The 19026-nt window shown below is 69.4% G+C and carries 19 protein-coding genes; 12 read left to right on the forward strand and 7 right to left on the reverse strand.

Going from position 1 to position 19026, the window contains the following annotated elements; genetic code table 11:
- Nucleotides 1-63 precede the first annotated feature (63 nt).
- Together ACOGXI_RS10060 and ACOGXI_RS10065 are read left to right on the forward strand one after the other, a co-directional pair.
- The gene (locus tag ACOGXI_RS10060; RefSeq protein ID WP_419938721.1) at nucleotides 64-1482 is read left to right on the forward strand and encodes a M28 family peptidase; all 1419 of its coding nucleotides are present in this window, start codon (nucleotides 64-66) and stop codon (nucleotides 1480-1482) included.
- A gap of 16 nt (nucleotides 1483-1498) precedes the next feature.
- Nucleotides 1499-1630 carry a hypothetical protein gene (locus ACOGXI_RS10065; protein WP_419938722.1) on the forward strand — a complete coding sequence of 44 codons (132 nt, stop codon included), beginning with the start codon at nucleotides 1499-1501 and terminating at the stop codon, nucleotides 1628-1630.
- Nucleotides 1631-1685: 55 nt separating this feature from the next.
- On the opposite strand, the gene ACOGXI_RS10070 is transcribed toward ACOGXI_RS10065, so the two are convergent.
- The 4 genes from ACOGXI_RS10070 to ACOGXI_RS10085 all read right to left on the reverse strand — a co-directional run bounded on the left by ACOGXI_RS10070 (nucleotide 1686) and on the right by ACOGXI_RS10085 (nucleotide 4960).
- Nucleotides 1686-2378: a DUF5715 family protein gene (locus tag ACOGXI_RS10070; protein ID WP_419938723.1), complete on the reverse strand. Its 693-nt coding sequence runs from the start codon at nucleotides 2376-2378 to the stop codon at nucleotides 1686-1688.
- A gap of 239 nt (nucleotides 2379-2617) precedes the next feature.
- Entirely contained in the window at nucleotides 2618-3553 is a 936-nt protein-coding gene (locus ACOGXI_RS10075; RefSeq protein ID WP_419938724.1) for a biotin-dependent carboxyltransferase family protein, read from the reverse strand.
- A complete protein-coding gene (locus ACOGXI_RS10080) occupies nucleotides 3550-4221 on the reverse strand; it encodes a 5-oxoprolinase subunit B family protein (protein WP_419938725.1) in 672 nt (223 codons plus the stop codon). Before ACOGXI_RS10080 ends, ACOGXI_RS10075 begins: the two co-directional genes overlap by 4 nt.
- A gap of 7 nt (nucleotides 4222-4228) precedes the next feature.
- Nucleotides 4229-4960 carry a 5-oxoprolinase subunit PxpA gene (locus ACOGXI_RS10085; RefSeq protein ID WP_419938726.1) on the reverse strand — a complete coding sequence of 244 codons (732 nt, stop codon included), beginning with the start codon at nucleotides 4958-4960 and terminating at the stop codon, nucleotides 4229-4231.
- A gap of 191 nt (nucleotides 4961-5151) precedes the next feature.
- Between ACOGXI_RS10085 and ACOGXI_RS10090 the strand changes: the two genes are divergently transcribed.
- The 4 genes from ACOGXI_RS10090 to ACOGXI_RS10105 are packed head-to-tail and all read left to right on the forward strand — an operon-like array spanning nucleotide 5152 to nucleotide 10105.
- A complete protein-coding gene (locus tag ACOGXI_RS10090; protein WP_419938727.1) occupies nucleotides 5152-6348 on the forward strand; it encodes a dipeptidase in 1197 nt (398 codons plus the stop codon).
- 32 nt (nucleotides 6349-6380) lie between these two features.
- Nucleotides 6381-7556, forward strand: a complete 1176-nt coding sequence (locus ACOGXI_RS10095) for a fumarylacetoacetate hydrolase family protein (RefSeq protein WP_419938728.1) — start codon at nucleotides 6381-6383, stop codon at nucleotides 7554-7556.
- Nucleotides 7553-8698 (forward strand): fumarylacetoacetate hydrolase family protein, encoded by a 1146-nt coding sequence (locus tag ACOGXI_RS10100; RefSeq protein ID WP_419938729.1) that lies wholly within the window; start codon nucleotides 7553-7555, stop codon nucleotides 8696-8698. The genes ACOGXI_RS10095 and ACOGXI_RS10100 overlap by 4 nt, the downstream gene beginning before the upstream one ends.
- A gap of 39 nt (nucleotides 8699-8737) precedes the next feature.
- A complete protein-coding gene (locus ACOGXI_RS10105) occupies nucleotides 8738-10105 on the forward strand; it encodes an amino acid permease (RefSeq protein WP_419938730.1) in 1368 nt (455 codons plus the stop codon).
- Nucleotides 10106-10112: 7 nt separating this feature from the next.
- Here the strand turns inward: ACOGXI_RS10105 and ACOGXI_RS10110 are convergent, their stop codons facing one another.
- On the reverse strand, nucleotides 10113-10643 hold the full coding sequence (locus ACOGXI_RS10110; RefSeq protein WP_419938731.1) for a thioredoxin family protein: 531 nt from the start codon (nucleotides 10641-10643) through the stop codon (nucleotides 10113-10115).
- 104 nt (nucleotides 10644-10747) lie between these two features.
- On the opposite strand from ACOGXI_RS10110, the gene ACOGXI_RS10115 reads away from it, so the two are divergent.
- Together ACOGXI_RS10115 and ACOGXI_RS10120 are read left to right on the forward strand one after the other, a co-directional pair.
- Nucleotides 10748-11674: a dimethylarginine dimethylaminohydrolase family protein gene (locus ACOGXI_RS10115; RefSeq protein WP_419938732.1), complete on the forward strand. Its 927-nt coding sequence runs from the start codon at nucleotides 10748-10750 to the stop codon at nucleotides 11672-11674.
- On the forward strand, nucleotides 11671-12210 hold the full coding sequence (locus tag ACOGXI_RS10120; protein WP_419938733.1) for an SRPBCC family protein: 540 nt from the start codon (nucleotides 11671-11673) through the stop codon (nucleotides 12208-12210). The genes ACOGXI_RS10115 and ACOGXI_RS10120 overlap by 4 nt, the downstream gene beginning before the upstream one ends.
- Before the next feature lie 54 nt (nucleotides 12211-12264).
- Here the strand turns inward: ACOGXI_RS10120 and ACOGXI_RS10125 are convergent, their stop codons facing one another.
- Complete coding sequence (locus ACOGXI_RS10125; RefSeq protein ID WP_419938734.1) at nucleotides 12265-12882, reverse strand: MarC family protein; 618 nt, start codon at nucleotides 12880-12882, stop codon at nucleotides 12265-12267.
- A 119-nt stretch (nucleotides 12883-13001) separates the two neighbouring features.
- On the opposite strand from ACOGXI_RS10125, the gene ACOGXI_RS10130 reads away from it, so the two are divergent.
- A complete protein-coding gene (locus tag ACOGXI_RS10130; RefSeq protein WP_419938735.1) occupies nucleotides 13002-14453 on the forward strand; it encodes a serine hydrolase domain-containing protein in 1452 nt (483 codons plus the stop codon).
- A gap of 45 nt (nucleotides 14454-14498) precedes the next feature.
- On the opposite strand, the gene ACOGXI_RS10135 is transcribed toward ACOGXI_RS10130, so the two are convergent.
- The gene (locus ACOGXI_RS10135) at nucleotides 14499-15185 is read right to left on the reverse strand and encodes an MBL fold metallo-hydrolase (protein WP_419938736.1); all 687 of its coding nucleotides are present in this window, start codon (nucleotides 15183-15185) and stop codon (nucleotides 14499-14501) included.
- A gap of 131 nt (nucleotides 15186-15316) precedes the next feature.
- On the opposite strand from ACOGXI_RS10135, the gene ACOGXI_RS10140 reads away from it, so the two are divergent.
- The 3 genes from ACOGXI_RS10140 (at nucleotide 15317) to ACOGXI_RS10150 (ending at nucleotide 19017) form a co-directional block, all read left to right on the forward strand.
- The gene (locus ACOGXI_RS10140; RefSeq protein ID WP_419938737.1) at nucleotides 15317-16675 is read left to right on the forward strand and encodes an MATE family efflux transporter; all 1359 of its coding nucleotides are present in this window, start codon (nucleotides 15317-15319) and stop codon (nucleotides 16673-16675) included.
- A 152-nt stretch (nucleotides 16676-16827) separates the two neighbouring features.
- The gene (locus tag ACOGXI_RS10145) at nucleotides 16828-18051 is read left to right on the forward strand and encodes an ATP-binding protein (protein WP_419940185.1); all 1224 of its coding nucleotides are present in this window, start codon (nucleotides 16828-16830) and stop codon (nucleotides 18049-18051) included.
- 102 nt (nucleotides 18052-18153) lie between these two features.
- Nucleotides 18154-19017, forward strand: a complete 864-nt coding sequence (locus tag ACOGXI_RS10150) for a GLPGLI family protein (protein ID WP_419938738.1) — start codon at nucleotides 18154-18156, stop codon at nucleotides 19015-19017.
- Nucleotides 19018-19026: the final 9 nt, after the last annotated feature.

Here is a 19026-nt window from a genome sequence, read left to right on the forward strand (position 1 = left end):
GGCCGCGACACCCTGTCGCTGGGAACACAACCTACAACGAACAAACGTCACATAGGACCGAACATGATGAACCGGATTCTCCCCCGGGTGTTCCTTGCATTCGCGGCCTGCGCCGGCGCGACGGAGGTGCGGGACGCGGCCGCGCAGACCTTCCCCACCGACGATCCCGTCATCCGACAGATGTGGGAGGAAGGGATGGGAGAGGGCTCGCAGGCGTTCGATCTCGCCCAGGCGCTGACGGACTCGATCGGCCCGCGGCTCATGGGTTCGCCGGGGTTCGAGGCGTCCGCCGACTGGCTGCTGTCGAAGTACGAGGCCTGGGGGATCGAGGCGGAGAAGCAGGAGTATGGGACGTGGACCGGGTGGGATCGCGGCTACAGCCACATCGACTTGATCGCGCCGCGCGTGCGCTCGCTCGAGGGGATGATGCTCGCCTGGAGTCCGGGCACGGACGGACCGGTGGAAGCGGACGTCGTGCTGATGCCGAGCGTCGGATCGCGCGAGGAGTTCGACGCCTGGCTGCCGGCGGTGGCCGGCAAGGCGGTCGCGATCTCCTTCCCGGAACCGACCTGCCGCGAGGACCAGTCGTGGGAGGACCACGCGACGGAGGCGACGGTGGAGCGGATGCGGGCCGCGCGTGACGAGGCCCGCCGGGCCTGGTTCGAGGGCATGTTCAGCGTGGGCGGGGACTTCGCCCAGCGGATCGCCGACGCGGGGGCCGTCGCCCTGCTCACCGGGCGCTGGTCGCAGGGCTGGGGCGTGGACAAGATCTTCAGTTCGCCGAGCCGCACCGTACCCGGGCTGCACCTGAGTTGCGAGGACTACGGGCTTCTGGCCCGGCTCGCCGAGCGGGGCCAGTCGCCGCGCGTGCGCATCGACGCCCGCGCCGAGTTCCTCGGAGATGTACCCGCCTTCAACGTCGTGGGACGGATCCCCGGCACGGAACTTCCGGACGAGTACGTGGTCCTGAGCGCGCACCTCGATTCGTGGGATGGGGCCTCGGGCGCCACGGACAACGGCACCGGCACGATCATGATGATGGAGGCGATGCGCCTCCTGAAGACGGCCTATCCGAACCCCCGGCGGACCATCCTCGTCGGACACTGGGGCGGCGAGGAGCAGGGACTCATCGGGTCGACCGCCTTCGCGGCGGACAACCCCGAGGTCGTGGACGGGCTGCAGGCCGCCTTCAATCAGGACAACGGCACCTGGCGGATCGACTACATCCGCATGCAGGGCTTCACCGGCGCGGGAGCGCACTTCGGGCGCTGGTTCTCGAAGATCCCCGTGGAGATCACCGGACACATCGAACTCGACATCCCCGGCGTGCCCGAGACGGGCGGCAGCGACCACATGTCGTTCATCTGCAAGCCGGCCCCGGGCTTCCGGCTGCAGTCGAACTACCCGGACTATCGGCAGTACACCTGGCACACGAAACCGGGACACCTTCGACAAGATCGTATTCGACGACCTGCGGAATAACGCGACGCTCGCCGCCATGCTCGCCTATCAGGCGTCCGAGGACCCCGAGCGGGTGCCGCGCGACACGCGCGTGCTGCCGGCGGGCCGCGACGGCGGGCCGGGCCAGTGGCCGCAGTGCCGCCCCCCGCGCCGGAGCGCCGGCGGCTGAAGCCGGAGGCCCCAGGCCGGCTACCCGAGGCGGGGGCCCCGTTCGTCCGCGGGGTTCAGCCCGGGAGCGTGAGGACTTGACCCGGATAGATCCGGCTGCCGTCCAGGTTGTTCGCGGATCGGAGGCGGGTCACGGTCGTGTCGTGACGACGGGCGATCTCCCACAGCGAGTCGCCCGGCCTCACCTCGTACCGCCCTCCGCCGGCCGCGTACCGCTGCGCGGCGGCGCGTGTGATGCGTTCGACGTACGCGGCGTACTGCTGCGGGAAGAGCGCGACGTGGTAGTGCGGCGGCCGGCGCTCCATTGTCGCCTCCAGAACCCCCGAGCCCTCCAGTTGGAGCAGAACCCGTTCCAGCCATGCGCGGCAGTTTCCGGCGGGACGGCGAAAGTCGAGCGCCATGCCCGTCGGGTGGACGGAGCGCGGGGAGGCGTTCCTCGGCTGCCGGTTCTGCGGTCGGGTCAGACTCGTGACGACGAGCCGCTCGCCGCAGGCGCTCCGGTACTGGGGGGCGAGCCGAGATATGAACAGCTTGACCTCGGGTCTGGCGTAGGGAAACGAGATCTCGTGGAGCACGTAGTCCGGCGAGGCGGGCACTTGCACGAGATATCCCTCGTTCACGAAGCGCTCGACCTGGGCGGGCGTGGCGATGTATGTGAAGTCGTGCTCGCGCGCGACCCGGTTCTGAAGGTCCAGCGATCTCGTCCCTCCGCGCAGGCTCTGCCCCGAGGTCTCACCGGATACGGCCACGGCCAAAAGCGCGGCTGACGCGTAAACGGAAAGATGCGAATTTCGAAGGGACCGCGCGCGCAGGCGCGGCAACAGCGTCCAGGTTTTCACGATGCCTCCACCCCGTTGATCCACCCCACCTGAACTGCGTCCGGACCTGAAACATAAGCGAACAGTGCGCCGACCTTCAACTTCGCCGGCGGGAAGGCGATCCGGGGAGCCCGGTCCGCGGCCGGGCCGCCTTTCCTGGTCACGGTGCGCTACGGCTCGCGGCGGATCCCGAAGAAACCCTCCCGCCGGGCGAGCGCGCGGCGGATGGCATCGGGCTCGGCGCGGGCGAATCGGATCGGCGTTCCGGGCCGGGCCTGCGCGAACGCGTCGAGCGCGGTCGGATCCACGGAACCGAGCTTCGCGTAGCCGCCGATGGTCGGGCGGTCCCGCATGAAGACGAGCGGCAAGCCATCGCCCGTGACCTGCACGGTCCCGTCGACGAGAGGCGTCGAGTCGAGGACGCGCGGACCCGAACTCAGGGCGGGGCCGGCCAGTCGGCCGGCTGCGCGGTCGCTCGCCGGGTCGACGGTCCATTCCGCGTCGAACACCCGCTCCCGATCCCCGTTCGAGAACTCGGCCCACTCGTAGCCGACGATCAGCGGCAACGTCAGCGACACCGTCTCGGGCGGGACGAGTTCGGGGGGCAGCCGCCGCACCGGACACGCGCGTCCGGGTTCGCCCCAGCGGAGGGGTTCGCCGGCGCGCAGGGACCGGCCGAGCAGCCCCGGCAGTCCGTCGCGCGCCACGGCCGACGCGGAGCCGAACGCCGTGGGGACGTCGAGGCCGCCGGGGAACGCGACGAAGGCGCGCATGCCGGTCGCGCTGTAGCCGAGCCGGAGCACCTGGCCCGCACGTGCCTGAACGGTGCGCCAGACGCCCGTTTCGACGCCGTCGAGCGTGGCGGCGCAGTCGGCCCCCGTCAGCGCCACGGCCGTCTCGACGGCGAAGCGCAGGGCGAAGCCGCCCAGGGTGATCTCGAGCGCGGCCGCCGCCGGATCGTTGCCGACGAGCCGGTTGGCCCAAAGGTACGCGCGCTGATCCATCGCGCCCCCGGGAGCCAGCCCGGCGCGGCGGCCGGTCCGCCGGCCCAGATCCTGGATCGTGCAGAACGGCCCGGGGCGGTCCACGACGCCGTGCGGGCTCATCCGTCCGCAGCCTCGTACTCGTCCCGGTCGACCGGACGGAACTCGACCGTGCCTCCCGGCCGGAAGCGCGCGATCCGTTCGGCGGCATCGGCGAAGAGCGCCGCGGGAACGCGGCCGATCAGACGCCAGCCCCCCGGCCCCGCCGCCGGATAGACGCCGGTGCGCCGGTCCGCGATCCCGACCGACCCCGTTTCGACCCGCGCGCGGGGCGTCGCGAGGCGCGGCAGGGCGATCCGCGCGTCCACGTCGCCCATGTACGCGAACCCCGGCGCGAACCCGGTCGCGAGCACGGCGTACCTCCTGCCGCTGTGCAACCGGGCCACATCCGCTGCGTTCAAGCCGGCGTTCGCGGCCACCTCCTGGAGATCGGGCGCAAGATCGGCATCGTAGCACACGGGCAGGATGACGGCCTCGCCCGTATCGGCCCGCGGTTCTTCCGCCAGGCATCTGTCCGCGGCGGCGGCCAATGCGGACTCGATCTCCTCGGGGTCCCAGCTATCGGGCGCACCCTCGACGAGCAGCCGGTTGAAGGCCGGAATCGTCGCGCGGAGGTCCGGCAACGCCTCGCGCGCGAGGCGTTCGAGACCCAGGACGCGGGCGATACCGTCCCGGTCGGGCGCCACCGGAAGCGTGACCAAGGCGCTCACCGGCCCCGGGAAGGTGATCACCGGCGATCTACTGCTTCGGCGGCACGAGTTCGCGGATGCGGCGGAGCACTGCCGTGGCCGATGGGTTGTCGCCGTGCACGCAAAGCGTCTCGGCCTCCACCGCCAGCGGGCCCTCGGGCGTCTGCACGAACCCGTCGAGGAGGTTCGCGACATGGCCGGCCACCGCGTCCGCGTCGGAGAGGACGGCCCCGTCGATTCCGCGCGCCTGAAGTCGTCCGTCCGCCGCGTAGGCGCGATCCGCGAAGGCTTCGAACGCCAGCGTGAGCCCGGTGTGCTCCAGCATCGCAGCGTGCCGCTCGCGCTCCGGCGTCGCCTGGAGGACGAAGGCGAGTGACGGATCCACCGCGGCCACGCCCTCCGCCAGCCGAGTGAGCAACTGGTCATCCCTCATCATCGCCAGATACAGTGCGCCATGCGGCTTCACGTGCCGCAGGCCGATCCCCAGCGCCCCCGCGACCGCTTGCAGCGCGCCGATCTGCGCCTGCACCTCGAGCACCAGCGACTCGAGCGGCCAGTCCAGCTTCAGCCGCCCGAAGTTGCGCCGGTCGGGGTAGCCGGGGTGGGCCCCCGCCTGCACGCCGTGCCCGGCCGCCAGACGCAGCGTGCGCGCCATCGTATCCGGGTCCCCCGCATGGCCGCCGCAGGCGATGTTGGCCTGGTCGATGAGAGGCATCACCGCTTCGTCGGCCCCCTTCTCCCAGGGCCCGTAGCTCTCTCCCATGTCGCAGTTGATCAGCATGCGGGAAGATACCGATGCGGGAAGGGCGTCCGCACCTGTTTCTCGCCATGACGCCGCCCGGGACGCCGCCCGGGACCCGACACGGCTGGCGGCGCGCCGTCCGCCAAGCGAGAATCCATGGTGGGCCGGTAATGGCTACTGCATTGGCCACTACATTGGCTACTGCGTCTGTCAACGGGAGTCAGAGCACTATGCTGCGAATTCTCACCCGGACGCCGGCGATGGCGGTGCTGTCCGCGCTCGTTCTCGGACTCGCGGCCGCGGACGCCCGCGCGCAGGACGAGCATCTCGAGATCGCGAAACGCGTGCTGTCGAGCGCCCCCCTGTTCGACGGACACAACGATCTCCCGTGGGCGATCCGGAACGCGGACGCGCCCCGCGATGTCCGCGCCTACGACATCTCGCGTCCCACGCCGGGGCACACCGATCTCGCCCGCCTTCGGGCCGGCGGCGTCGGAGCCCAGTTCTGGTCCGTCTACGTCCCCGCCTCGGTCATGGAGGACGGCGGCGGCGCGCGCATGCAGCTGGAGCAGATCGACATCGCGCGCCAGATCATCTCCGATCACCGCGAGGACCTGGGGCTCGCGCTCACCGCCGCGGACGTGATGGACCAGTTCCACCGCGGCAAGATCGCCTCGATGCTCGGCATGGAGGGAGGCCACGCGATCGAGAATTCGCTCGGCGCCCTGCGGGCCTTCTACGCGCTCGGGGTCCGGTACATGACTCTCACGCACAGCGCCAACCTCCCCTGGGCGGACTCCTGCTGCGAGCTGCCCGAACTTGGAGGACTCTCCGCCTTCGGCGAGGAAGTCGTGCGCGAGATGAACTGGCTGGGCATGCTCGTCGACATCTCGCACGTGTCGCCGGGAAGCATGCACGACGCACTCGACGTGGCCGAAGCGCCGGTCATCTTCTCCCATTCCTCCGCCAGGGCGGTGACGGACCACCCCCGCAACGTGCCGGACGATGTGCTGCGCCGACTGCCGGAAAACGGCGGCGCGGTCATGGTCACGTTCGTCGAATCCTTCGTGAACCAGGACGTCACCAACTACGTCGGCCCACCGGAGGGACGCCCGCGCGCCACGCTGGCCGACGTCGTGGCGCACATCGAGCACATCCGCGACGTGGCCGGCATCGACCACGTCGCGATCGGGGGCGACTTCGACGGGATCGACCGTGGGCCGGTCGGGCTGGAGGACGTATCGACGTACCCCGCCCTGTTCGCCGAACTCTCGCGCCGCGGGTGGACCGAATCCGAACTGCGGGCCCTCGCGGCCGACAACCTGCTTCGCGTCATGCGTGCCGCCGAAGCCACCGCGCGCCGGCTCCAGGCCGAACGCGACCCCTCCATGGCCACGATCGAAGAACTGGACGGGCTGGTGCCTTGAGGCCCGCCGTCCCCAACCGAGAGGAAAGACCCATGAGAACAGCGCCGCTCAGACGAACCCGGACCGCACGGGCCCTTCCGTTTGGAATGATCGCGGTCCTCTTCTCCGCAGCCTCTCTCGCCGCCCAGGATGTCGCGGGCATCGTACTCGTGGAACCGTTCAAGGTGGGAACGTTCGCGATCAGAGACGTACCGCGCGTGGGGCTCGTGCTGCGCGACGCCCTGGTCATCGACATCGAACTGGCGAACGAAGTACTCGAGCGGAACCGCGCGTTTCCGAGGATCCCGCCGCCGACCGACATGCTCGACCTCATCGGCCGCTACGAGTATGGCCTCCAGCGGCGCCTGTATGAGATCGTCAACGAGACGGTGGCCTACCAGCGGCTCACGGGCCCCACCCGCGCGGAGTACGTCTACGACGTCGAGGATGTGCGGATCCTCCCGCCGATCATGTATCCGGGCAAGATCCTGAATGCAGCGAGCAACTTCTACAGCCGTGTCGCGGCGAACGCCCCGGAGGGGGAGGGGGAGGATGCCGTCCGCGAGCGCCGTGCGAACCGGGGCATTCCGTACCTCTACCTGAAGCCGTCGCGTGGCGCGGTGATCGGGACCAGCGACCGGATCGTCATCCCCCACGGCCGGGAGCAGACCGACTGGGAGGTGGAACTGGGCGTGGTCATGGGACGAGCGGCGAAGTACGTCGCCGCGGATGATGCCCAGGCAACCGTCTTCGGATACACCGTGACGATCGACGTCTCCGACCGCGGCGGGCGCCCTCCGGGAGGCAACCCCACGACATCGGACTGGCTCGTGGAGAAGGGGCACGACACGTTCGCGCCCATGGGCCCGTGGATCGTCCCGAAGGAGTTCTACGGCGACCCGATGGCTGAGTTGCGTCAGACGTTGGACGTGGGCGGAGAACGCATGCAGGAGGCGACGGCCGGGGACATGATTCATACGCTATGGGAGTTGATCGAGTACGCTTCCTCGATTCTGACCCTCTTCCCGGGCGACGTGATCAACCTCGGCACCTCCGGCGGCATCGGCATGGGCGAGGAGCGATTCCTGCAGCCCGGCGACGTCCTCAGGGCCACGATCGACGGGATCGGAACCATCCAGCTCCCGGTAGTGGAAGGGCCGCCGCCCGTGGGCGACATAGGTGTCCGACTGCCGCCTCTGTGGAGCTACAGGCGAGATCCCGGCTCATGAGGGCGCTACTCGCGGCCGCGGCTCTGGCGTTCTCCGCCCCGCTGTCGGCCCAGGGAGGGCCGGAGATCGAGATCGCGGAGCCCTTCAAGGTGGGGACGTTCGAGATCGACGGCGTTCCGCGCGTGGCTCTCGTGCTGCGTGACGCGCTCGTCGTCGACATCGGAGAGGCGAACGGGGACCTCGAGCGAAACCCCGCGTATCCGCCGGTTCCGCCGCCAGCCGACATGATCGACCTCATCGGCCGTTACGACTACGGCGTTCGGCTCCGCCTGTACGAGATCGTCAACGACCTCGTGGCCCGGGGCGGGCTGTCCGGGAGCGGCAGAGCCGACTTCGTCCACGACCTCGAGGACGTGCGGATCCTCCCGCCCATCATGTACCCCGGAAAGATCCTGAACGCGGCCGTCAACTTCTACAGCCACGTCAACGAGGCAGGCTCCGAGGAGGACCGACGCGAAGCCCGCCGCCAGCGGCGTGAGAACCGAGGCGTCCCCTATCTCTTCCTCAAGCCGACGCGCGGGGCGGTGATCGGAGCCGACGACCGGATCGTGATCCCCTTCGGCCGGGACCGCACGGACTGGGAAGTGGAACTCGGCGCCGTGATCGGGCGCAGCGCCAAGTACGTGGACGCCCGGGACGCCGAGGACCATGTGTTCGGGTACACGGTGACGATCGACGTTTCCGACCGCGGCGGACGACCGCCCGGCGGCAATCCCATGACATCCGACTGGTTCGTCGGGAAGGGCCACGACACGTTCGCGCCCATGGGTCCGTGGATCGTCCCCAGGGAGTTCTACGGCAACCCGATGGAGAAGCTGCGCCAGACGCTGGACGTCGGCGAGGAGCGCATGCAGGAGGCGACCGCGGGAGACATGATCCACACGCTGTGGGAGTTGATCGAGTATGGGTCCTCGGTCGCGACGTTGTTCCCGGGGGATGTGATCAACAACGGCACCTCGGGCGGCGTGGGCATGGGCACCGCGGTTCGCGGCGAGACGCGATTCCTGCAGCCCGGCGAGGTCGTCAGCGCTTCGATCGACGGCATCGGCACGCTGACGCTCGAGGTCGTGGCCGAGACGGAGCCGGCGGGCGGAACCGGCGCCCGGCTACCGCCCGTCCGCAGCTACCGCGGCAACCGCTAGCACGGCCGGGACGGCGGCAACTCACGCCCGCGGCGGCGGATGACGCCCAGGCCGGCCCTGGGGTTGTGGATGTGCACGGCCCTGGTGGTCGGGAGCATGGTGGGTTCGGGCGTCTTTCTGCTGCCCGCCTCGCTCTCCCCGTACGGGGGAATCAGCATCCTCGGCTGGCTGGTAAGCGCCGGCGGGGCCATGTGCCTGGCGCTCGTGATGGCGCGGCTGGGCACGTTGATTCCGAAGGTCGGCGGCCCCTACGCCTTCGCGCGCGAGGGCTTCGGCGACTTCGTCGGATTCTGGGTCGCGTGGTCCTACTGGATCTCGCTGCTCACCGCCAATGCGGCCCTCGCCGTGGCGACCGTGAGCTACGCGACCGTCTTCTGGCCCATGCTGGGCGCTTCTCCCGTCGCCGGGGGCATTGCGTCCCTCGCGGCCCTCTGGGGCCTGACGTTCGTGAACGCCTGGGGCGTGCGCGCGGCGGGGCATGTGCAACTCGTCACCACGGTACTCAAGCTCCTGCCGCTGGCGGCGGTCGGCACCATCGGCTTCCTCTACTTCCAGCCCGAGCACTTCCGGCCGTTCAACCCCGCAGGAGGGAGTCCGATCACCGCCATCACGGCGACGGTGACGCTCACGCTCTGGGCCTTCATGGGACTCGAGGCCGCGACGGTTCCCGCGGCCGATGTGCGGGACCCGGCGCGGACGATCCCGCGGGCCACGATCCTCGGCACCGTGATCGCGGCATCGATTTTCATCATCAGCACCTCCGCCGTGATGGGGATCATCGCGCCGGCGGACCTCGCCGTCTCGACCGCGCCCTTCGCGGACGCAGCCGGATCGATCTGGGGGAATGCCGGCCGGCTCGTGATCGGCGCGGGCGCCACGATCGCCTGCTTCGGCGCGCTCAACGGCTGGATCCTGCTCTCCGGCCAGCTACCGCGCGCGGCTGCGCAGGATGGCCTCCTTCCGGCCGCCTTCGCCCGCCTCAGTCCGCGCGGCACACCCTCCTTCGGGCTCATCTTCGCGGCGGGCGTCGCGACGGTCCTCATCGCCATGAACTACACGCGCGGCCTCGTCCAGGCCTTCACGTTCCTCATTCTGCTGTCCACGCTCGCGACGCTGCTCGCCTACGTGTTCGCGAGCACGACCGCCCTGCTCTTCGCCTTGCGCGAGCGCTCCGCCGCAAGGGACGCCTCGCGCGCGGCGCAGGCCCCCGGCGGCACGGCCCCCTTGGGGCGGCTGGTCGTGGCGATCCTCGCCTTCGGGTTTTCCTTCTGGGCCATCGCGGGGGCGGGGACCGAAATCGTGTTCTGGGGCTTCCTCCTCCTCGTGGCGGGCGTTCCCGTGTTTGTCGTAATGCGGGCCCGGGGCGGGGGAAGCGACGAGGCAGGCAGGCAGGTCGAGGGCGGCTGAGCCCCGCTCAATCCCCGGTCGCCGCGCGCTCCAGAATCCGGAGGAATTCGTCCAGCGCGGTGCGGCCCTTGTCCCGGGCGTAGTAGCGGCGCACTTCACGATACCGGTCCGCCGGATCCAGCTTCATCCCCTCCGTCATCACCCACTCCTGGATCGGCGCCGGCCGGGGGCCCCACCACCCGCGCTCGCGGAACGACTCGTCGTAGATGATGAGGATCGGAATGGACCGGCTCGTCCCGTTCGTCAGATGGGCGTCCATCAGATCCGGGTTTTCGTCCCGCGGGAGGACGCGCAGTTCGATGTTCCCGACCGCCTCGGCCAGCCGGTCGAACACGGGGAGGGTGTTGATCGCGTCGCCGCACCAATCCTCGGTGAGCGCGACGACGTTCCAGGCGCCGTCGATGGCGCGGGCGCGCTCCAGCGTTCCTTCGTCCACGGCCGCGCGGCGGGCCAGCGCGTGCCACAGTTCGCGGTTCTTCTCGACCGTCTCCAGGTACTCGGAGAACGTCGATGCGTGGCTAAATCGCTCTCGATTCAAGCTCGGGATGCCTCGTGCTGCGGTTCATGCCGGGGCGGCGGGGCCGGCGATGCCGACGGCGCCGCGGCCAGCGAAGGTACCGGTGCCGCCGTAGCTTCAGCCAGATGAACGGACGGCTGCAGACCGAAGCGAGGTTCGGCGTCGCCAGCATGGTGGCGCCGCTTCGGCGCGTGGCGATGCGCCGGCCGGGCCGGGCGACGCTGGCGGCGGATCCGGCGCGCTGGCACTACGCGGAGCCAATCGACCCCGACCGGCTGCTCCGCCAGTACGACGCGTTCGCGGCGTGCGTCGCGGCCTCGGGCGCCGAGATCGAGTGGATCGATGGCGCGGGGGACGACGGACTCGCCGACGCGATCTTCCCCTTCGACCCTTCCTTCATGACCTCCGGCGGCGCGATCCTGTTGCGGCCCGGGAAGGCCCTGCGGCAGCCGGAGGTGGCAAGCCACGAGGCGCTCTACCGGCGGGTCGGTGTGCCGGTGGTCGGCGCCATCGAGCCCCCGGGAACCGCGGAGGGCGGCGACCTCCTGTGGATCGACGATGCCACGCTCGCCGTGGGCCGCGGCTTTCGCACGAACCAGGCCGGCATCGACCAGCTCCGCGACTTCCTGTCGCCGCTCGGCATCGAAGTCCGCGCCTTCGATCTCCCGATGTGGCAGGGAAGCGCCGCCTGCCTTCACCTGCTCTCGCTCGTCAGCCCGCTGGACCGCGATTTGGCGCTCATCTATCCGCGGCTCTTCCCGGTCGCGCTTCACCAGTCGATGCGGGAGCGCGGCATCGAACTCCTGGAAGCGGGAGATGAAGAGTTCCGGGCCTCCGGCGGCCTGAACCTCAACGTCCTCGCGACGGCCCCGCGGCGCTGCATCGCCCTCGACGGCTTCCCCGACACTGTCCGACTCATGCAAGAGGCGGGCTGCGAAGTCACCTGTTTCGAGGGGGACGCGCTCTGCATCCCCTGTGAGGGCGGGCCGACCTGTCTCACGCTTCCCATCCTCCGAGATCATCGATCCTCCGCACTGAAGACGATCCCATGAATCGCACCTTGAAGCGCATCATCATCGGCATGCTCATCGTCATCGCGGGCCTGGTCGGCGTCGTCTACGGCGTCGGCAGTTTCCTGCCGCAGGATCACGTGGCGGCGGTGCGCGCCGAGTTCTCTACCTCACCCGAGGAGATCTTCGCGACCGTTGCCAACTACCGGGCGTATCCCGAATGGCGACCGGCCGTCGAAGGCATCGAGGAGCTGCCGGCGCGGGACGGAAAGCCGGCCTGGGTGGAACTCGGCGCCACCGGACCGCTTCCCATGGAGTTGACGGAGAGCGAGCCTCCGACGCGGCTCGTGACGACGATTCTCTCGGAGGGCATGCCTTTCGGCGGCCGATGGATCTTCGAGATCGAACCCGCCGCCGCGGGAGCGACCGTTACGATCACCGAGGAGGGCGAGGTCTACAGCCCGGTCTTCCGCTTCGTGAGCCGCTACCTCATGGGGCACCACGCCACCGCATCGCTCTTCCTCTCCGACCTCGGCGCCCGCTTCGATCAGGACGTCGCCGTCGACGTGGTTCGGTAAGCCCCCATCCCGGCGACGCGGCGCGATCAGCCTCCGGTCAGCTAGCCGACTCCGTCAGGCGACGAAGAACTCCCGGATGCCGCTGAGGCACATCTGGCAGCCGATGGCGAGCAGGATCAGACCCGAGAAGCGCTCGAAGATCCGCACCGCCCGGCGGCTCAGCGCATGCGAAAGGAAGCTGGCCGCCAGGAGCACCGCGAGCACGCCCAACGACGCGACCAGCACCGCGACGAGCGTGGCGACGGGAATCCCGATCAGCGCGCCGGCCTCGTCCAGCGCCAGCGTGATCACGGCGGTGATCGACGCCGGCCCCGCGATCAGCGGCATGACGAGCGGAACCCAGAGGTGGTCCTCGGTCTCGCCCGGATCCCGGCGTACGCCCGTAATCCCGAACCCGGCCCCGCGGAGCATCTCGAGCGCGGCGAGGATGACGACGAGGCCGCCGGCCGTCCGGAACGCGGCGAAGCTCACGTCGAAGAGGTCCAGGATGCGCGCGCCGGCGACCGCGGCGACGGTGAGTACGATGAGCACTCCCACCGCCACCTTCACGGCCGCGCGCCGGAGTTCCACGCGCGAAAACCCGTCCGTCGCCGCGAAGAAGAACGGAAGCTCGGCGAGCGGATTCGTGAGCGCGATGAGCGCAATGCTGCCGTAGAGAATCTGGTCGGTCACGGGGACACGATATTCCCGCCCGGCCGCCTGCGCGACCTTCGCACCCGTGGCCGGGACCGCGTGCGTCCCGCATGTTGGCAGGGTTCCAGAAACCTGTCGTCCGGATTCCGGGGGAAGCCATGAAACGCCTCACGTTCGCGGCCATCGCGCTCGCTCTTCTCGCACCGGCAGCCGCGGCTGCCCAGCAGGAGCGGTCCTACGATTACTTCGCTCCGCAGCGGGAGATGATCCAGCGCGGCGTCCAGGCCATCCTCCAGTGCAACGGCCTGTTCACGGGAGACCGGACGCTGGAGCAGGTCTTCGAGCAGGAACTCGCCTATCTGCGCGACCCGGTCGGGACGGCCGAGGGCGGCGACTACGTCGTGGACTGGGAGAGGAAGGCCGTCGCCATCGGCGAACCCGGCGCGATCCCGACCATGAGGGCGGCGTTCCGCGAAGGGATCGGGTGCGTGATCCTGTCGCCGGACCAGACCTTCGACGACATCGACGACCTGCCGATCCTGGAGGCGCCGCCGCTGGCCGGCGATCCCTCGGCCGTGGCGTGGCCCGACGGCGACCTCGTCATGAGTCGCCCGCTCCCGGCCGGCGTCGACCCGGGGGCCCTCCAGGCCGCCTCCGACTGGACGTTCGACCGCGAGTCCCCGGAGCAGGTGACGCTCAGTCTCATCGTCGTGCACGACGGGCAGATCATCCACGAGCGCTACGCTCCCGGCATCGACATGTTCACGAAGACCCGCACGTGGTCGACCGCGAAGAGCATCGCCTCGACGCTCATCGGCATGCTCGTGGACGAGGGCAAGCTGGCGCTCGACGAGCCCCTGCCCTTCGACTGGCTGCCCGGGAACGCGGGGTCCGCGGAGACCGATCCCCGGCGCGAGATCACCCTCCGTCACGCACTCAACATGTCCAGCGGACTCTATCCCGTGGACAGCTGGGGGATGGAGTACGCGACCGGTTCCGGCTTCTCCTACTGGGCGGGCGCGAGTTCGGTGGACGGGGCGCGCAACCGCTCGCTCATGCGGGAGCCCGGCACGTTCTGGGACTACGAGAACTACGACACGCTGCTCGGCGTGTACGCGATGAAGCAGGCGATCGGCGACCCGCAGGCCTACCTCGAGTTCCCGCGGGAACGCCTTCTCGACCGGATCGGGATGCGGAACACGTTCCTCAGCACCGACCGCTTCGGCGACTTCATCATGAGCAGCCAGGTCTACACGACGGCCCGGGATCTGGCCCGCTTCGGGCTGCTCTACGCGCAGAACGGAATGTGGAAGGACGAGCGCCTGATCTCCGAGGAGTGGATCGACTTCGTGCGGGCGCCGGCCCCCGCCACGTCCGAGACGGGCAACTTCTACGGCGGCCAGTTCTGGCTCGTGCCCGACGGCCGCACGGACGTGCCGAAGGGCGCCTACTCCACCGCCGGCAACCGCGGCCAGTTCGTCGTCATCGTCCCGTCACACGATGTCGTCATCGTCCGGCGCGGGCTCGACTACGGCCGGCAGGGCTTCGACCGCTGGGACATGACGCGGGAGGTGCTCAAGGCGTTCGAGCCCGTAGCCACGAACCCGTAGCCCAACGGCCACGCTACGCGGCGCGCGGGTCGGGCCCGGCGGGGGTCAGACCCAGCGGCCGCTGTGGAGTTGGAGGACGAAGGGGTTGGTGTCGCGCTCCACGCCCACGGTGGTCTCGGGGCCGTGGCCGGGGTAGAGGCGGGTCTCGGGCGGTAGTGTCAGCACCTGCGACCGGATGGACTCCATGAGCACGCCGTAGTTCCCGTTCGGGAGATCCGTCCGTCCGATCGACCCGCGGAAGATCACGTCGCCCACGATCGCCACGGGGTATGACGTGGAGACGAACATCACGTGTCCCGGAGCGTGGCCGGGCACGAACGCCACTTCGAACTCCGAGCCGCCGAAGGCGATGTTCGTGCCGGGGACCAGGTCGATGTCGGGCGGCGGCGGTTCCACGCATGGCACCCCGAAGACGAGGGCCTGGTTCGCCACGTTGTCGTAGAGCGGCCGGTCCAGCGGATGGAGGTAAATGGGCGCCCCGGTCTCCCCCTTCGCCTCCCTGAGGCCGTCGATGTGATCCAGGTGGGCGTGGGTGACGAGGAGCGCCGCGATGTCCAGGTCGCGGGCGCGCGCCTCGGCCAGCGCCTCCGGTGTCGCGGCTCCGGGGTCGATCAGGAGCCCGGTGCGGCCATCCTCGCAGACCAGCAGCAGCGTGTTCTGCACGAACGGTCCGCCCGTGAACGTCAGAATCTCGATCTTTCCCCCTCGATTCCCGCGCGATTCCCGCTCCATTCCCGCGCGATTGTGCCCGCTTTCGGCCCGCCGAGCGGGTGAGGCGGAGTCTATCCGCGGCGCCGGGGGGCGGCAACGGATTTGCCCTTCCGGATTTGCCTTTCCCTACGCGCCGGGCGCAGGATTGCGCGATGAACCTCACCCCCCGCTGGGCGGACCTCGCCCGCATGCTGCGCCTGGCCCTCCCGATCGTGACCGTCCAGGTCGGCATCATGATGATGGGCGTCGTGGACACGCTCATGGTCGGCCACCTGTCGGCGACCGATCTCGCCGCGGTCGGCCTGGGCAATATCTACTTCTTCCAGATCGCCGTGTTCGGGATGGGCGTGCTCATGGCCCTCGATCCCATCGTCTCGCAGGGTGTGGGGGCGGGCGACCATGAAGCGGCCGCCCGGGGGATCCAGCGGGCGCTCGTGCTCACCCTCTTTCTGACGGCGATCACCTCCCTGCTTTTTCTGCCTGCCACGCGCGTCTTCGCGCTCCTGCGGCAGCCCGCCGATGTCGTGCCGGTGGCCGGGGGGTACGCGCTCGGGTCGATCCTCGGGATGCTCCCCTTCTACGCGTTCGTCGTACTCCGGCAGAGCCTGCAGGCGATGGGTCGCGTGGCGCCGATCGTGTGGACGATCGTGGGAGCGAACGCGCTGAACGCCTTCCTCAACTGGATCCTGATCTACGGGAATCTCGGGGTCCCGCAACTCGGGGCCGTGGGCTCGGCGTGGGGGTCGAGTCTCGCCCGCTGGTGCATGGCGGTGGCGCTCCTGACGCTGTCCTGGCGCTCGATGCGTCCCTACCTGGGCCGGTTTCGGCGCGAGGCCCTCCACGGGCGCGCACTCGTGCGCATGGTGCGGCTGGGCACGCCGATCGGCTTTCAGCAGCAGCTCGAGTTCGGGGCCTTCGCCGTGATCGGCGTCATGATGGGCTGGCTCGGCACCGAGGCGATGGCGGGTCACCAGATCGCGCTCAACCTCGCCGCGCTCACCTTCATGGTGCCGTTCGGGATCGCGGCCGCTTCCGCCGTCCGGGTGGGACACGCCGTCGGACAGGCGGACATGGACGCGGCGAGGCGGGCCGCGGCCGCCGGGATCCAGATCAGCGGCGTCTTCATGCTCGCGACCGCCGCCGCCTTTCTCCTCTTCCCCCGCTTCTGGGCCGGCCTCTACTCGCACGATCTCCCGGTCATCGCGATCGCCGCCTCCCTGATTCCGATCGCCGGCGTCTTCCAGGTCACCGACGGCCTCCAGACCGTCGCGGCCGGCGTGCTGCGCGGCGCCGGAGACACCTTCACGCCCTTCCTCGTCAACGCCCTCGGCTTCTGGCTGCTCGGCGTGCCGGTGAGCTACTTCCTGGCCTTCCGCGCCGACTGGGGGCCGCGCGGCCTGTGGTGGGGCCTGGCCGCCGGACTCGCCGCGGTGGCGGTCCTCCTCTTCGCTCGCCTGCGCCGCGTCCTGCGCCGTGAGGTGCGCCGCGTGGCCATCGACGCGCCGGCGTAGCCCCCATCCCCGGGTTGGTGGGGAGCCATCCGTTTCTCGATGCGCTTTCAAATAGACGAAGCTTGACTTTCAATCAGCCAGATACAATCTTTCAATCAGACGGACGCAATCTTTCAATTGGTCGCAACATCCGGGAACCCGAAAGGACCCAAATGTTGTATCGCCGTTTTGTTGAAAACCGAATCATGGAGGCCTTGACGGACACGCGAGTCGTGATGCTGTGCGGTCCCCGTCAGTCAGGGAAGACCACGCTGGCACAACAGGTCGCGGGCACGGATATCCCCTTCTTCACGCTCGACGACGCCATCACTCTCAATGCTGCCGCGACCGATCCGACCGGTTTCGTGCGTGGCCTCGACCGAGCCGTGATTGATGAGATCCAGCGCGTACCGGATCTCTTGCTGGCGATCAAGACCGCCGTCGACACCGACCCCCGGCCGGGACGCTTTCTGCTCACGGGATCCGCGAACCTGATGACGCTGCCCCGCGTCGCGGACTCCCTCGCGGGACGCATGGAGATCATACGCCTGCTGCCCCTCGCACAGGCGGAGTTGCGAGGAACCCGAACCACCTTTCTGGAGCGGGCATTCGCAGGCGACGCCCCAACCTCCGCCACCCCCATCCTGGATACCGGTCTCCTGGACGTCGTTCTCGCTGGAGGGTATCCCGAGGCACTGACTCGTTCGGCGTGGCGCCGGCGCCGGGATTGGCACCTGAACTACGTCGAAGCAATCCTGCAGCGCGACGTTCGCGATGTCGCCCGCATCGACCAACTCCAGTCCATGCCGAAGTTACTTGGCGTTCTTGCCGCACATTCCGGGCAGCTTGTGAACTACTCGGGATTCGGCTCCGTGCTGGATATGAACCACGTGACGACGAAAAGATACGTAGGCGTGCTCGAAGACCTGTTCCTCATTCGGACGCTTCAACCCTGGTATTCGAACGCTCTGAAACGTCTCGTGAAGTCGCCGAAGCTGCACTTCCTCGATTCCGGATTGCTGGCGTCCTGGAGCCGGCTCTCGCCGGAAAAGCTGCGTCGCGACCGGACGCGGTTCGGCCCACTGCTGGAAACCTTCGTCGTCGGCGAACTCCTGAAGCTGGAGAGTTGGGCTGACGATCCCTACACGTTCTCCCATTTCCGGGACAAGGAAGGCCACGAGGTCGATGTCGTACTGGAAGACGGAGGCGGGCGGGTGGTAGGGATCGAGGTCAAAGCGTCGGCCACGGTCTCGCGGCGCGATTTTGCCGGTCTCGAGCGCCTCAAGGCCGCCTGTGGCGATCGCTTTGCGCAGGGGCTGGTCCTTCACGACCACGACCGGACGACCCCCTTCGGCTCCCGCCTGGCCGCCGCGCCTGTCTCGACGCTCTGGTCCTGACGCCGCCGGTTGCCTCCGCTTCGTCGTGCGGGGCTCTCTACAACGTGACCTTGGCGCCGTGTGTCCCATCTAACGGACGACGGACGACAAGCGGCGGGTTCCATGATTACACGACGACGTACACGACGACGGTTTGAGCGACGATTCCAGCGTCTCCTCCCGGTGGCCCTGCCGGTGGTTCTCCCGGTGGCCATCGCGGGCCTCGCGCCAGCGGCGCTGGGTGCGCAGGCCGGCCATGTCCACTACCTGCGCTCCGTGCAATACGACTTCCACGTGCCGGAGCGCTGGGCGGAGTTGCGCGACCGGATCGCGGCGCAGAGCGCGGCCTCGATGGTGCTTCTCTTCGATGGCTCCCGGTCGATCATGATGCCGGATCCCGAGGAGGCGGAAGAGGCCCGCGGGGGCGGCGCCGGCGGCTCGGACCGGATGGACCGCCGCGCGCTCGGGATGGCCCTGCGACTGCGGATGGCGTCCGCCTCGCGCAGCGATCAGGAGGACCTGCTCCAGGCCTATGTGGACTTCGGGAGCGGGGCGATCACGGAAACGCGCGAGTTCATGGGCCGGACGTTCCTCATCGCGGGGGACCGGCCCACGTACCAGTGGAAGCTCGGCACCGAGCAGCGCGAGTTTCTCGGCTACATGGTCCAGAAGGCAACGGCCGTCCACGACGGGGCGGAGATCGAAGCCTGGTTCACGCCGCAGATCCCGGTGCAGGCAGGCCCCGGCGAGTACGGCGGGCTGCCCGGGCTCATCCTCGTGCTCTCGCTGGACGGCGGCCACCTCCTTTATTCGGCGACTGAGGTGAATCTCGACGGCCTCGGCGACGTCGAGATCGCCCCGCCGACGGAGGGGGAGATGGTCACGCGCGAGGAGTACGAAGCCCTCGTGGCGGAGAAACTCGAGGAAATCCGGGCCACGCGCGGAGCCGGCAACCGGCGTCGCCCCTTCGACGGGGGGCTCCGATGAGGCGGGCCG

The organism is Candidatus Palauibacter sp. (genome assembly GCF_965208055.1).
Lineage (GTDB): Bacteria > Gemmatimonadota > Gemmatimonadetes > Palauibacterales > Palauibacteraceae > Palauibacter.

Coding starts and splice junctions, on each gene's coding strand:
- ACOGXI_RS10065 (WP_419938722.1), top strand. CDS start 1,499: ATGCTCGCCTATCAGGCGTCCGAGGACCCCGAGCGGGTGCCGCGCGAC.
- ACOGXI_RS10085 (WP_419938726.1), bottom strand. CDS start 4,960: ATGCTGATCAACTGCGACATGGGAGAGAGCTACGGGCCCTGGGAGAAG.
- ACOGXI_RS10100 (WP_419938729.1), top strand. CDS start 7,553: ATGAGGGCGCTACTCGCGGCCGCGGCTCTGGCGTTCTCCGCCCCGCTG.
- ACOGXI_RS10150 (WP_419938738.1), top strand. CDS start 18,154: ATGATTACACGACGACGTACACGACGACGGTTTGAGCGACGATTCCAG.
- ACOGXI_RS10135 (WP_419938736.1), bottom strand. CDS start 15,185: ATGGAGCGGGAATCGCGCGGGAATCGAGGGGGAAAGATCGAGATTCTG.
- ACOGXI_RS10105 (WP_419938730.1), top strand. CDS start 8,738: ATGACGCCCAGGCCGGCCCTGGGGTTGTGGATGTGCACGGCCCTGGTG.
- ACOGXI_RS10140 (WP_419938737.1), top strand. CDS start 15,317: ATGAACCTCACCCCCCGCTGGGCGGACCTCGCCCGCATGCTGCGCCTG.
- ACOGXI_RS10115 (WP_419938732.1), top strand. CDS start 10,748: ATGAACGGACGGCTGCAGACCGAAGCGAGGTTCGGCGTCGCCAGCATG.
- ACOGXI_RS10060 (WP_419938721.1), top strand. CDS start 64: ATGATGAACCGGATTCTCCCCCGGGTGTTCCTTGCATTCGCGGCCTGC.
- ACOGXI_RS10090 (WP_419938727.1), top strand. CDS start 5,152: ATGCTGCGAATTCTCACCCGGACGCCGGCGATGGCGGTGCTGTCCGCG.
- ACOGXI_RS10130 (WP_419938735.1), top strand. CDS start 13,002: ATGAAACGCCTCACGTTCGCGGCCATCGCGCTCGCTCTTCTCGCACCG.
- ACOGXI_RS10075 (WP_419938724.1), bottom strand. CDS start 3,553: ATGAGCCCGCACGGCGTCGTGGACCGCCCCGGGCCGTTCTGCACGATC.
- ACOGXI_RS10095 (WP_419938728.1), top strand. CDS start 6,381: ATGAGAACAGCGCCGCTCAGACGAACCCGGACCGCACGGGCCCTTCCG.
- ACOGXI_RS10120 (WP_419938733.1), top strand. CDS start 11,671: ATGAATCGCACCTTGAAGCGCATCATCATCGGCATGCTCATCGTCATC.
- ACOGXI_RS10145 (WP_419940185.1), top strand. CDS start 16,828: ATGTTGTATCGCCGTTTTGTTGAAAACCGAATCATGGAGGCCTTGACG.